Source organism: Vibrio ichthyoenteri ATCC 700023, assembly GCF_000222605.1.
In the GTDB taxonomy this organism is placed as follows: domain Bacteria; phylum Pseudomonadota; class Gammaproteobacteria; order Enterobacterales; family Vibrionaceae; genus Vibrio; species Vibrio ichthyoenteri.
This window is the reverse complement of record NZ_AFWF01000284.1, coordinates 41633-55077: the sequence shown is the minus strand read 5'-3', so window position 1 is coordinate 55077 and position 13445 is coordinate 41633. Positions and strand designations below refer to the sequence as shown.

At 43.8% G+C, this 13445-nt stretch carries 14 protein-coding genes and 2 pseudogenes; 8 read left to right on the top strand and 8 right to left on the bottom strand.

Translation table 11 applies throughout. From position 1 onward, the window contains the following. The 5 genes and pseudogenes from RH85_RS23105 to RH85_RS19040 all read left to right on the top strand — a co-directional run. Window positions 1-222: pseudogene (locus RH85_RS23105) on the top strand (hypothetical protein); the annotation flags it as partial. A 67-nt stretch (window positions 223-289) separates the two neighbouring features. Then, window positions 290-1459, top strand: a complete 1170-nt coding sequence (locus RH85_RS19045) for a DUF6602 domain-containing protein (protein WP_006714359.1) — start codon at window positions 290-292, stop codon at window positions 1457-1459. A 108-nt stretch (window positions 1460-1567) separates the two neighbouring features. Next, window positions 1568-1687: a nucleotidyltransferase family protein gene (locus RH85_RS23780; protein WP_420895806.1), complete on the top strand. Its 120-nt coding sequence runs from the start codon at window positions 1568-1570 to the stop codon at window positions 1685-1687. A gap of 47 nt (window positions 1688-1734) precedes the next feature. Then, window positions 1735-2028: pseudogene (locus RH85_RS23775) on the top strand (nucleotidyltransferase family protein). A gap of 233 nt (window positions 2029-2261) precedes the next feature. Then, window positions 2262-3722 (top strand): peptide MFS transporter, encoded by a 1461-nt coding sequence (locus RH85_RS19040; RefSeq protein ID WP_039949372.1) that lies wholly within the window; start codon window positions 2262-2264, stop codon window positions 3720-3722. A gap of 166 nt (window positions 3723-3888) precedes the next feature. Here the strand turns inward: RH85_RS19040 and RH85_RS19035 are convergent, their stop codons facing one another. Then, on the bottom strand, window positions 3889-4245 hold the full coding sequence (locus RH85_RS19035; RefSeq protein ID WP_006714357.1) for a DUF3316 domain-containing protein: 357 nt from the start codon (window positions 4243-4245) through the stop codon (window positions 3889-3891). A gap of 430 nt (window positions 4246-4675) precedes the next feature. Between RH85_RS19035 and RH85_RS19030 the strand changes: the two genes are divergently transcribed. Further along, entirely contained in the window at window positions 4676-4924 is a 249-nt protein-coding gene (locus RH85_RS19030) for a DUF2986 domain-containing protein (protein WP_006714356.1), read from the top strand. Window positions 4925-4962: 38 nt separating this feature from the next. Here RH85_RS19030 and RH85_RS19025 read toward each other — a convergent pair whose 3' ends face one another. After that, window positions 4963-5445, bottom strand: coding sequence for a LabA-like NYN domain-containing protein (locus RH85_RS19025; protein WP_006714355.1), 483 nt, complete (start codon window positions 5443-5445; stop codon window positions 4963-4965). Between the two features lie 199 nt (window positions 5446-5644). Between RH85_RS19025 and RH85_RS23555 the strand changes: the two genes are divergently transcribed. Both RH85_RS23555 and RH85_RS23550 read left to right on the top strand, forming a co-directional pair. Next, a complete protein-coding gene (locus RH85_RS23555; protein ID WP_006714354.1) occupies window positions 5645-5872 on the top strand; it encodes a hypothetical protein in 228 nt (75 codons plus the stop codon). A gap of 9 nt (window positions 5873-5881) precedes the next feature. Continuing rightward, window positions 5882-6193 (top strand): hypothetical protein, encoded by a 312-nt coding sequence (locus RH85_RS23550; protein WP_006714353.1) that lies wholly within the window; start codon window positions 5882-5884, stop codon window positions 6191-6193. A gap of 105 nt (window positions 6194-6298) precedes the next feature. Here the strand turns inward: RH85_RS23550 and RH85_RS19015 are convergent, their stop codons facing one another. The 6 genes from RH85_RS19015 to yjjG form a co-directional block, all read right to left on the bottom strand. Next, window positions 6299-7420, bottom strand: coding sequence for an HD-GYP domain-containing protein (locus tag RH85_RS19015; protein ID WP_006714352.1), 1122 nt, complete (start codon window positions 7418-7420; stop codon window positions 6299-6301). A 227-nt stretch (window positions 7421-7647) separates the two neighbouring features. Then, the gene (gene cobA, locus RH85_RS19010) at window positions 7648-8436 is read right to left on the bottom strand and encodes a uroporphyrinogen-III C-methyltransferase (RefSeq protein ID WP_006714351.1); all 789 of its coding nucleotides are present in this window, start codon (window positions 8434-8436) and stop codon (window positions 7648-7650) included. Window positions 8437-8622: 186 nt separating this feature from the next. Beyond that, window positions 8623-9471, bottom strand: a complete 849-nt coding sequence (locus tag RH85_RS19005) for a formate/nitrite transporter family protein (protein WP_006714350.1) — start codon at window positions 9469-9471, stop codon at window positions 8623-8625. Window positions 9472-9579: 108 nt separating this feature from the next. After that, window positions 9580-9903 (bottom strand): nitrite reductase small subunit NirD, encoded by a 324-nt coding sequence (gene nirD, locus RH85_RS19000; RefSeq protein ID WP_006714349.1) that lies wholly within the window; start codon window positions 9901-9903, stop codon window positions 9580-9582. 13 nt (window positions 9904-9916) lie between these two features. After that, window positions 9917-12490 (bottom strand): nitrite reductase large subunit NirB, encoded by a 2574-nt coding sequence (gene nirB / locus RH85_RS18995; protein WP_006714348.1) that lies wholly within the window; start codon window positions 12488-12490, stop codon window positions 9917-9919. Between the two features lie 255 nt (window positions 12491-12745). Next, on the bottom strand, window positions 12746-13429 hold the full coding sequence (yjjG, locus tag RH85_RS18990; protein ID WP_006714347.1) for a pyrimidine 5'-nucleotidase: 684 nt from the start codon (window positions 13427-13429) through the stop codon (window positions 12746-12748). Window positions 13430-13445 lie beyond the last annotated feature (16 nt).

Here is a 13445-nt window from a genome sequence, read left to right as displayed (position 1 = left end):
TTCTTAGCCGAACATAAAGTTCCAGAAAAAAACATCGCAGAACTAAAACAAGCAATAGAAAGTGATGGTGATATTTCGTCAACAGGTCAATTTGGTTCAAACGTAAGCACTTGGATTGGTAACATGTGCTCCAAAGCCGCAAGTGGTGGCTGGCTAATATCCTTGACAACAGCAGCTAACGTTTTGAGTACTGGTATCAGTAAATACTACGGGCTTTCCTAAAGAGTTAAAATTCAGACCAGTTTCTTATATTTTAAATTATGGTTAGAGGTTTGCATGAGAAAAAGTAATGGATTTGAGAAAAATATTTGAGTCAGTTAGCCTTGAATTAACGGCAAAATTTCAGAAAAGTGTACAAATAAAGCATAACGGTGGTAAAGGAGACAATAGAGAGGAAGCATTCGTAGACTTTTTATGTGATTACTTACCAAACAAGTACGGCACAGGGAGAGGTGAAGTAATTTCTTCCAATAATGATGTTAGTGGTGAGCTTGATATAGTGATATATGACAAAGATCATTGCCCATTATTTTTAAAATCACCATCTCATTCATTGTACCCAATTGAAAGCGTTTTTGGGGCAATAAGTATGAAGTCTCATTTGGGAAGTGAAGAGCTGAAAGATGCATATCAAAACATTGTTAGTTTGAAGAGAATAGCCTCAAAGGAAAATTTTTCACATAGCCCAAATCCTGGGATACAGGTTGGTTTAGATCCCGTTACTCCTGTCACCGCAATTTTCGCATATGCTGCGAACCGTAGCCTGTCAGCAATTGCTAAACAAGTAAAACAGCTTGATAGTGAATTAGATGATATCAATTTAAGACCTGATTTTGTGGTTGTTTTAGGGTTAGGCATTGTTGGTCCCTTTGGGAAACTAAGAAATAACTTCAATCAATATACTTTGCCTGATACTGCTGATGAATTAGCAAATGAACGCAAAACAGGGCGACATACCCTGCTTCGATTCTATATGCAATTCTTAGATGAACTAAACTCGATTACTCAAAAACCATTAGATCTACATTCTTATTTTGATATGCCTTCAAGAGTAGGAAAATACAAAGTAAGAAAGCACGATCGACTAATGGTGACTAAGAAAGAAGAAAACGCTGAGACTTCTGTAAAACGTTTGACGAAAAAATTTATTGAACAAGTTGTTGCTGAATCAAAGCCTGTGAGTTTAGAACAACATTTTATTAATCACCTTGGTTCATTGCCCGTTGGCGCTGAAACTTTATATGACCTGAACTCTATTGTTTATGAGTATAACCCTTTAAAAAAATCAGCCCTTAAAGTTGTATGGAGTGAGCATGGTCCAACAGGTGATCCCCAAAGCTTTCAGCCTCTTCCGATGGAGATTGATGGAAAACATTATGCGGTAGATTTCAGTGCTCTTAGTGAGTTTGATTTTGAAGATAACCCAGACTTTACAGTGGATGAATTAATGTCAAGGTAAACTTTAAAAAATCCTAATATACAAGGACGTAATTTGAAAAAGATCGTTGAGCAGATATAGGCTGACAGCATTCGAAAGCAAATGCTGTTTCACACCACTTAGCACAACTTGACAGATTTCTATCTCGCAGTAGGTTTTGTTAGGAATTTGGTCAGAGACTCTTTATACGGTATAACAAATCCAACACCACTAAATTATCTTGATATTATATATTTTGACACATTATAAAGAGTCTTGATGCATATGAACATTAAGAGCAGATATTAACAAAAGCAATGCCGTGCATAAATTGGCAAGTGCGAAATCAAGCTTATATGCATTCTGAAAATGGTGATATACCATACAAAAGTCCACTTGGCGCTATGAGCTATTGGCCTGAAAAAGAAACAGCAGTTGTAATCAGAATGATAAATAGTGATAGTTTTTAATGTATTGCAGCTTTCGGATTTGATTCACTCTTTAACTTGGAGCTAACGTATAACCCTAAACGGTCAAAGGAAATCTTTGATCAAAGAGTGCAATCGAAATCTTGGTTGAAGCATTGGCAACACCTAAAAGTGGTGTATTAGGTGGCAGACTCTTCTATCCACCTTGCTCCGCCCTGTGAATAGCCAAAAGGTTGCCAGATATGCAATGCAACTGTCTGCAATAATCTGCTCTATAATTAAACATCACAAGCATAACGCAAACGTTTTCTTACCATTTCAGAACAAAACACTGCATTAAAGTGGGGTTTTTCCGTGCATCAATAGTGATTTCTGGCATAATCTCCGGCCTCAACTTCTACACACAAGAGAAAACTATGTGGAATAGGCTCAATAAGTCGATGATGTTCTGCCAAATGATGTTTGGCTTGTCTTTCTACGGTGTCATGGTTATTTTGACGCGCTTCTTCCTAGAGGATTTAGGTTATAGCGAAGCGGATACCATGATGGTGGTAGGTGCTTTCTCTTCAATCGGCCCACTGTTTGCTATTGCTGGCGGTTTTATCGCCGACAAATTCCTTGGTTCATACCGTTCTTTGACGATTTCATACGCGACGTTTTCTGTTGGTTACTTGCTGCTGATTTTCGGTGCATCGACCACAAACGTGCCGATAAGCTTGGTCGGTATTGCCCTAGCCAGTTATGCTCGCGGCTTGATGTCACCGTCATACCCTAGCTTGTATAAGCGCACCTTTGCATCGCAAGAAGACTTTGAGAATGGTTACCCTGTCAACTATTCTGTCAACAACGTCGGCGCTCTGCTTGGCCAATACCTATTCCCGATGTTTGTTCTGGTCATTGGTTTCCACGGTAGCTTTACCTTATCTGCCGTGATGGCAACGTTTGCACTCATCACGCTGATTGTGTTCCGCAAACCCTTGGTTAACGTTGGCGCCGACATCGATCAAAAGCCAGTCAGCATGCAAAACTGGATCGCTTTCTTTGTTTTATCTGCTGCCATGGTTGCTCTTGTGTTCTTCATGTTCTCCAACATGGATATTGGTCAAAATATCGTTTACGCCATCGGTGGTGCTGCGATCTTGTACTTCATCTCGTTGATGTTTAAATCAGGCAAGTCTGATGCATTGAAGATGGGTACAATCTTAATCATGACCGTCCTGACAACCTGTTTCTTTGTTTACTACGGCCAAATGATGACCTCAATGACCATGGTAACAATCAACACGATGCGTGGTGACCTATTTGGCTTTATTCCGATTGCGCCAGAAGCATCAATGGCAATGAATCCTCTTTGGTGTATTTTGGCAGGTCCTGTCATTTCTTACACATTCACCAAGCTTGAAAAGCGTGGGATTACGTTCTCCACCGCGACAAAAATTGGCTTTTCATTCATTTTGACGGCCATTGCGTTTGGTATTTTAACGCTAGCTGTGATGAATGTGGGTGAAGATGCGATCATTCGTCCAGAAACCTTCCTACTGATTCACTTCTTCCAAGCGTTTGCTGAAGTCATCGTAGGTAGTTTGGTAGTGGCATTTATTCTATCTGTCGCACCTAAGCACATTGAGAACTTCTCTGTTTCGTTGTTCTATATCGCTATGGCGCTGAGTGGTATTATCGGTGCGGTGTTCTCGACTTCTATTGCGCTCGAAAAAGGCCAACAGATTACACAACAAGTGGTTCAGAGCGTTTACGGCGAGTATTTCCAACTGCTAACAATTCTGGCGGTGGTGATGGTCATCATTGCATTTGTCTGTTCGTATGTGATCCGTAAGATGCTAGAAAGCGCAAATCGTGAAGACGCATCATTAATTTAAGCTGACGCTTAATTTAATTCATGTTCAAAAAAGCCCTAAACCAAGTTTAGGGCTTTTTTATCTCTGCAAGCTCTCGCTACTTAAATTGGTCAATAGTGCTGCGTTACTTTGATTCGTGTCGTGCTAGCGAAAACGAAACCAAAACAGTGACCAATAGGATAGACGATTAATCGCGGTCGCGAGCGCGATATTCGTAGCTTACGCTGATCACTGGCTGATAAGCGATAGCCCCTTCACTGGTGACAATTTCTTGAAGAGCGACCTGTGAATTAAGCAATTCAAATGAAGTGATATCAACTTGGTCATTGGTATCCCAACGGACATTACGGCTCAACTCAATCGAAGACATACCGTTAACATCCATAATCATGTTTCGTCCCACTTGCAGTGCCGCATCTTTAGAAGCGTAAGAACCGCCTGTCATGGTGCTATTGGATGATACCGTTGCGTAAGGCCCACTTAATCCGGCCATTGCAACTGAACTGAATAGTAGTACGCTCGCTAAACTTATTGTTTTAATCATAATAGACTCCTTTACTTACCAAAATTCGAGCTCTTGCTCCGCTGCTCGATTCACTAAAATGTACGTAATAGATGACCTATTAGAATTAAAATAAATTGCACGAGATCGTCAGATTTTTTGAAATAACAAGTTGCATATGATGTGAAGACCAGTCACAACTTACACCGCCTTATCTTTGCATTTGACACAAACTCGATGATTTCTTTACCGTTAATTTGATTCGCGAAACAAAATTTCCATATTTTCTTCTGTCTATCTTATAATTGACAGTTATATCACCAGAACAAAATAGTATTAAGCTCGCGCTCATCGTGAACGAAGAATGCAAATCCCGATGCAAAACCGTGAACTTCTTGCTATGATGCGCGCCCCGTGACAAACCGAACTTAATGAAAAACCCAGCAAACTGCTCGGTTAAAAGGTCATCTCAATGAACCGCAAAAAAAAGATTAACCAAATTTATAAAAATAGAATGAAGAAGCAGAACGCAAAATTGCACAGCAGCAATAAGCCGCGTTACATTTCTAAAGCTGACCGCGCCAAGATGGAAGCGGAACTGGCTGCAAATGAAGTGGTAGAAGATTCAGTGACAGAAAATGCGGCAGCCGAAACTGCCGACAACGCTGACGCAACAGTTGAAAACGCTGAAGTTGAAACCAACTCAGCAGCAAACGCTTAATTTCAACTGCTGATGGCTGGGTGGCACAAGCTTGTCACTCAGCGTCGCTCTAACAAAAGTTCACTGCTTATTGGCGTATAAACATCGCAAGCGTCAATCAGGCACTGTGCTGTCAATGCACGTACAGAATACACTTCAACCTGTACGGAAAAACGTTGTTGTACTCGCTTCACTAACATTTCAAAATCGCCATCTCCCGAGAGTAAAATCACTCGGTCAACATCGGCGGCAGCTTCGTAAACATCCAATGTAATACCCACATCCCAGTCCCCTTTCGCACTGCCATCACTGCGCTGAATAAAAGGCTTTAATTGCACACTAAAACCAATGCCACGCAGAATGTGATGAAACTGGCGCTGTTTTGGATCTTGAGATGCGATCGCATACGCATTAGCCAATACGACTTGACGATTTTGAGTAGCTTTTGCCCAAAACTGGTTGTAATCAAAATTGCTGTGATAGTGCTGTCTGGTGGTGTAGTAAATGTTCTGCACATCAACAAAGATCGCCACTTTTTCCATCATATTCGCCTCTTAGCTTTATATGCTGCAATAGTAACAGCTAACGCACGGATGAGTAAGCGCACCGCATTTAATACATCCTTACCATACTGAGTTAAGAAATAGCGACTCAAAAAAATACCGTGATCTGCTTAACAAATATACAACATGGTGTACTATATGTATATTAATGGTTGATTCAAAACTATCGAGAGTGCCTATGATATTTCGCTGTGCGACCCCTGAAGATGTGCCTTTGCTTATTCAGCTACAAAAAGACTCTCACATTAGCACGCTAAACCCACAACAACTACGCGATGGCTTTCTCAACACGATACTTGATCAACACCAACTGCTCGATGCAATTAAACATGAAAAAGCCGTCTATGTGGCAGAATCACATCAACAGATTATTGCGATGGCCGTTTGCGCCTCTTGGCAGTACTAGCAGTTTTCTTTGAGCGTCTCACAAGCTGCGCAGCAACTTGAGCATATTGTGGTCGCCGGTGAAGCGCTCAATCAAGACAATAGTCTATTTTGGGGGCCCGTTTGTATTCGCCAAAGCGAGCGGGGCCGAGGTGTTTTTGCAAGTTTATTTGTGTATGCTCGCACCCAATCGGCGGGCCAATATCGTTATATTTACACTTACATAGATAAACGTAACCGCCGCTCACTGAGTGCTCATATCAATAAAGTGTTGTTTGTCGTGAAAGGTGACCTTGAGATCGAGCAACATAGAGTCACTCAGTTGGTCTGCGCGACGCTGTAAATAGATTCCGATTCAGCGTCGCGCCAATAAGCATCACTGGTATAAAAGATGCAAAATGTACTGGCTAAGAAGTAAAGTCTAAAAAACTAAAGGTTAAGTGAGAAACTAAAACATATCCCCCCAGCGTAGTGGCTCTGGGAATTTTCGGATCACTTGTTTAAGGTACTCTTGTCGATGACGCAGTGCATTAACGCATTCAGTATCTAATTTGCCTTTCTGCACCTGCTTTTCTAACTCTAATAAAGCAGAAGGTACCGGTAAGGCTTGGCGGTCATTTTGATCGGTGGTCATGGCATCAAAACATGTCGCAACCGCGACCATCCGTGCGGAAAGTGGGATTTCATCACCTTGAAAACCATAAGGGTAGCCACTGCCATCCAAGCGCTCCGACTGAAAACGCATGATTTGATTAAGTAATTGAATACTTGGATGATTCGGCTCGCCGACCGATGAGACAATTTCCTCCATGATTTTAACGCCTTGATCCATATGAGTTTGCGCTGTCAGGGCGTCATAAGAGGAGAAAGGGTCGCGATTACGCAGCGCTGCATCAGCAACTTGCGTTTTACCTATGTCATGAAATTGCGCAAACAATGAAATCGCATCCACTTGTTCATCATCGAGTTGGTGTTGTTCTGCTAATTGTTCTGCGATGAGACGTGTATACAGTCGCATCCGACGACCATGATAATACTGATCGCGACCATACAACTGCGCCCCCGTTTTCACACGCTCCGCCAATTTAACAATCGCTTCCACAACTTGGCATTGCGATTCAACCGTAAACTGCACGAGCTCGAGATAAGGCGTTAAATGCACTAACGATTTTTTATCAAATGCCATCGGCTCATAGGCATTGAGAAAAATGAAACCGCTCAATTTACGCTGGTGGTAACACGGGATCGCGGCAGAAGAACGGTAGCCTTTTTTAAGCAGAAGGTTCACCCGTTCACAATGAGTGATCTGCTTGAGATCATCGATAATACGTGGGATCGCGCTGTGGGCAGTCTGTTTTAAATGATTGAGTTTACTGAGACGCTGCTCATGGTGAAGTTCGCTCCAGAGATCAAACTCACTGTCTGCGTAAGTGGCTAATGTGTCGCTCTCTGGGCAATACTTCGCATATGAAACACGAGCGAGGGCCGGAACGCGGGTGTGCATTCTCAACATAAGCTGTTGTAGTTGCTCATTAAGAGGCTTGGTGGTTTGAAAATAGTGATTATTCATCGATATCCCTCAATCCATGTTCTCGTCCATGCATAGGGATAAGCGCAGCACAACCACTGCGTCTATTCGTTCGTTAAGCAACCAAGACATCCGCTTAATGACTGTTATGCATTAGAGAGCATTACCAACTGTCTATAAAACATACAAAACAATCTCTAGTTTCAGCCAGTCTATTTGCTCTATCTCGTGATCCCAGTCATAGCGATGAGTCAACTTTGCTCAGCTTGTCACTCAAACCAATTCAATTTTTCATGTAATGTGGTGACACTGCCGACCACAATCAAAGCGGGACTTTGGGCTTGTTTTGCAACTTGAGCCAACTGATCTAATGGGCAACGATAAACCCGTTGCTCACGACGGGTGCCATTTTCGATGATGGCACAAGGCATTTCCGCATCAAGTCCGTGAGTAATAAGTTTATCCGCGATGTAGCCACTCTGTTTTAGGCCCATATAAAACACTAAGGTTGAATTGGATTGTGCTGCCGCACTCCAATCAATTTCTTGGCCATCTTTTTGCACATGCCCTGTAATAAACTGCACCGCTTGTGCGTGGTCTCGGTGAGTCAGCGGAATACCAGCGTAAGCCGTTGCACCCGCCGCCGCGGTAATGCCCGGAACAACCTCAAAACGAACGTTTTGCTCAACTAACGTTTCTAGCTCTTCTCCACCACGGCCAAAGATGAAAGAGTCCCCACCTTTAAGGCGTACCACGCGTTTACCTTCTAAGGCTTTATCGACCAATATTTGGTTAATTTGATCTTGAGGTACACAGTGATAATCCAGTTTCTTGCCCACATAAATCATCTCCGCCTTGTCATTAGCAAGCGCCAAAATATCAGCCGACACCAAACGGTCGTAAACAACAACATCGGCTTGCTGAATCACGCGAAAGCCTTTTACCGTCAATAAATCCGGATCACCTGGACCCGCTCCAACTAAAGAAACAAAGCCACGATGTAACGCGCGTGGAGTCAGTGCCGCATTGCTTACTGGCGTTGAAGATGTCTTTTGCATAACGATGCCTATCAATTCAAATTTGGATATAACAAGGGGCACTCAATAAAAAAGGTTTGAGTAACGCTTTTTATAGCCAAACATTGTCTGTGGTTTATTACGTTGGTCACACTGCCGCTAAATGAGATCGTGTACCACCATATTAGTGAGAAGTGGTAAGGCATCACCCTACCACTTCGATTGATACTATTTGGTGCCCAATGCCGCTTGAGCCTCGACGTCAACCACTGCATCCAGAGCTGGCGCTGTTTTCTTATGCGTTAAGTAAAGTGGGATACAGGTCATAAGCAAACCACCAACAATATTACCGAGGATGGTTGGGATAAGGTTGTAATTTAACCATGTCGCAATACCAAAGTCCGCACCTAGCATCATACCTAGTGGGAACAAAAACATGTTGACCACCGCATGTTCGAACACAAGTGCAAAGAAGATAAAGATTGGCAGCCACATTGCCGCAATTTTACCGGCAACACTGCGCGCGGTCATATTGCCGATCACGCCTAAACACACCATTAAGTTACATAGAATGCCGCGTACGAAGCAGGTTATCCAACCATCGACACCTAAGTTTTCAAAGCCAACGGTACGGGCAGTCGCAATCGCAATGAACTTTTGGCCGACCGCATTGGGCTCAACACTGAAATTCATCGTCAATGATAGAGCAATCAAAGCTGCCACCAGCAGTGAACCGATCAAGTTGCCTAAGCCCACTAAACCCCAACAACGAAATACACGATTCCAAGTAATGCCCGGGCGATTTTCAAATTTTGCCAGTGGCGCCAAACCAAACACACCAGTGACAAGGTCGTAACCCATTAGGCTCAAAATACAAAAACCAACCGGGAAGACGAGCGCACCGACAATACCGATTCCGGTTTGTGTGATCGTAGTTATAGCCACAACCACCGCTAAAGACAGAATAATGCCCGCCATCATGCCGCGTAGAATAAGGTCGCGCGTCGAGGTGCGTACTTTCGCTTCGCCAGTATCAATCATTGTCTGGACAAATTCTGCTGGTTTTAAATAAGACATCATGTCTCTCCAAAAAGTTAAAATTAAAAGTCAAAATCCAATAGTGAAAGGCTCCCTACCCCGCATTAAAAAGTGGCAGGAAGCCTTTGAGCTATTCAATCTCTTTGGTTAACCAGCAATCTCTACTACACCGTTTTTCACTCGTGTAGGGTAAGATTTAACGCTAAAGCTAGCGTCTTCCAAGCAGGTTCCCGTCGCCAAATTAAAGCGCTGCTTTTTCAGTGGACTCGCCACCCAAAGCTCACCTTTATGCTCACAAATCAACCCGCGTGACAACACGTTGGATTGGTAAAACGGGTCGGTATTGCTAATGGCGAAGACCTGCTGTTCTTGCGATGGGCGAAATACCGCAACTTGCTCACCATTGAGTAACGCACAGACTCCCGTTCCCGGAACGATATCGTTGATTTGGCATACTTTTTCAAATGACATAATCGACTAATCCTTATGCTTCAGTCGTGGTTTCAGTGAGCGTGACATGTAGAATGTCGCCTTTCACTTCAGGGTGTTTTTCCGTGAACGTCGCTGGTCGATGCTGCTCACGCTCTTGCACAAACACGACGTTTTCATCACGCTTGTCCGAGTTAATGAAGTGGGCAAAGCGCGTTAATTGAGATTCGTCTTTGATGGTTGCCGTCCACTCACATTCAAACTCACCCACCAGCTTGGCAACATCGGCCTCAAGTTGAGCGTTAATGCCAAGCTTATCGTTCACAATGACTTGACGAAGGTAATCCACACCGCCTTCCATATTCTCCATCCAGACCGACGTACGTTGCAGTGGTGCTGCCGTGCGGATGTAGAACATCATGAAACGGTCGATGTATTGAATAAGCGTTTCACGGTCAAGATCGCTCGCCAGTAAGTCGGCATGACGCGGCTTCATTCCGCCATTACCGCACACATACATATTCCAGCCAGCATCGGTTGCGATGATGCCAAGATCTTTGCCTTGCGCTTCCGCACACTCACGAGTACAGCCCGAAACACCAAACTTCATCTTGTGCGGAGTGCGGATACCTTTGTAACGATTTTCAATAAATGAACCAAGACCAACCGAGTCTTGCACACCGTAGCGGCACCACGTTGAGCCAACACAGGTTTTTGCCATACGCAAAGCCTTGGCATACGCTTGCCCCGTTTCAAAGCCGGCCTCAATCAACTTGCGCCAGATTTCTGGTAGATCATCTTTTTGTGCACCAAATAAGCCAATACGCTGAGCACCAGTGACCTTGGTGTAAAGCTGGTACTCTTCGGCTACTTTAGCCAGTGCACCGAGAGCTTTTGGCGTGACTTCACCGCCCGCCATACGTGGTATAACGGAATACGTGCCGTCTTTTTGGATGTTGCCTAGGAAGTTATCGTTGGTATCGTGCAATTTAACCAATTGCGGCTTAAGAATGTGCTCACCCCAGCATGACGCTAAGATGGAACCAACCAATGGCTTACACACTTCGCAGCCGTAACCTTTGCCGTACTTCTCAAGCAATTCTTCAAAGGTTTTGATCTCTTCAATGCGAATTAGGTGGAACAACTCTTGGCGTGAATAAGCAAAGTGCTCACACACATCATTTTTCACTTCGATGCCTGATTTTGCCAGTTCGGCATTAAGGACCGAGGTCACAAGAGGGATACACCCACCACAGCCTGTACCAGCACCTGTCACGGCTTTAATATCACCGATAGTGTGATGACCCGCTGCGACCGCTTGGGCAATCTTGCCTTTGGTTACATCGAAACATGAACAGATCACGGCAGATTCTGGTAATGAGTCCGCCCCCAATGTTGGTTTTTCCGCGCCAGCGTGCGCTGGAAGGATCAAGGCATCAGGATACTCTGGTAAGTCAATCTCATTTAACATGAGTTGCAGCAAATCACCGTAGTCGGCGGTATCACCCACCATCACTGCGCCAAGTAATTTTTTGTTGTCGGCTGAAACAATCAGACGTTTGTAAACTTCTTGTTCTTCATTTTGGTAAACGTAGCTCTTACAACCTGGAGTTCGGCCGTTCGCATCACCAATCGAGCCGACTTTCACGCCAAGCAGTTTCAACTTGGCTGACATATCAGCGCCTTCAAACTGACTGCTATTGCCCAGCAGATGGTCTACAGCAACCGTGGCCATTTTGTAGCCCGGAGCGACAAGACCATAGAAGGTGCCATTCCATGAAGCACATTCTCCAATGGCATAAATATTTTCATCTGAGGTTTGACAGAAATCGTTGATGGCAACACCACCGCGCGGCGCAATCTCAAGATTCATTTGACGAGCGAGCTTATCTTGTGGGCGAATACCCGCCGAGAAAACAATGAAGTCTGTTTCCAATTCGGTACCGTCCGCAAAACGCATCACGTTTCGTGAACCAATGCCTTCCGGAGCAATCTCAAGGGTGTTTTTACTGGTATGAACGTTAACGCCCATGCGTTCGATCTTTTGGCGTAATTGATCACCACCGGCTTGATCAAGCTGCTCAGCCATCAGCTTAGGCGCAAACTCAACCACATGTGTTTCCATTCCCAGCGCTTTCACCGCCCCAGCCGCTTCAAGGCCAAGCAAGCCGCCACCAATGACGACGCCGCTCTTACTATTTTTTGCGGTCGCTTCAATTTGCTTAAGATCTTCGATAGTACGGTAAACAAAACAATCTTTGCCTTCGTTACCTTTGATAGGGGGAACAAATGGATATGATCCGGTCGCAAGAATCAATTTATCGTATTGAATTTCTCGACCTGTTGATGAGTAGACGATGCGGTTTTGACGGTTAATGTTAATCGCACGCTCGCCCAGCAAGACTTGGATGCCATGCTTTTCATAAAAGCCTTCTTTCACCAACGAAAGCTCTTGCGCAGTGTGGTGAGAAAAGTAAGAAGAAAGGTGAACACGGTCGTATGCGACGCGCGGTTCTTCACAGAAAACGGTGATCTCCATTTGTGAGACGTCCGTTTTCTCAACCAAATCTTCGATATAGCGATGACCAACCATGCCATTACCGACGATCACTAGCTTGAGCTTGCTCATAATCAATTCCAATCATTATTTTATCTAATTGGATTCTCAATTATGAAGAATAATTAATACATGATGTAAATCAATTACAGCTTTGAACTACCCTAAAGGGGTATGTCGCACTAAAAAGGGGTATTAATTGATTTTAACACGGGAAAGAATGTCATTATATTTCACAAATTGTTATTTAAAGACTACGTTACAACTGTGCTTAATGACAAAAAAGGACGCTTAAGCGTCCTTTCGGTTGTCGATTCCATTTTGTTGTTAGGCGACATCCGCCAGCAAAATGGTTTGCAATTGGCTTAAACAAGACACGGTATAGTTAGGGACTATCTGTGGGTCATGTTCTTCGTCAGTGCGGTTCAACCAACATGTGTCGATGCCATAGTTCACACCACCGAGAACGTCGGAATGCAAGTTGTCACCGACCATTAGCACTTTACTTTTACAAGGCTGACCAATTTTTTCCATTGTATAGTCGAAAATACCTGCATCAGGTTTTGCAACACCGACTTCTTCCGAGATCACAACCTGTGCGAAGACATCACTTAAACCCATTTTAGCCAAGCGCACTTGTTGTAGCTCGGTAAAACCATTGGTGATAATGCCCAGTTTGGCTTTACCTGACAGTGCCTCAAGTAACTCTCTCGCTTGTGGAATCATACTGCATATGTCGGCCATCGCATCCAAGAAAGCACTGTTTAACGCTGCTGTCGTGGTATTAAATTGCTCGGCATAACCTTTAAAACGAATGTGCTTAATATCATCAGCGGTAATTGTGCCGTTTTGGTAATCCACCCAAAGCGGTTTATTGATTTGCTGGTACTGTGCAAAATCATCTTGAGTATAATCAACGCCCATGCGCTCAAACATTAAGCGCATACCTTTAAATGCATCAAAATGAAACAGGGTTTCGTCGGCGTCAAACAGAATCCAATCGTACTTCATGATCCTACCTACCTTA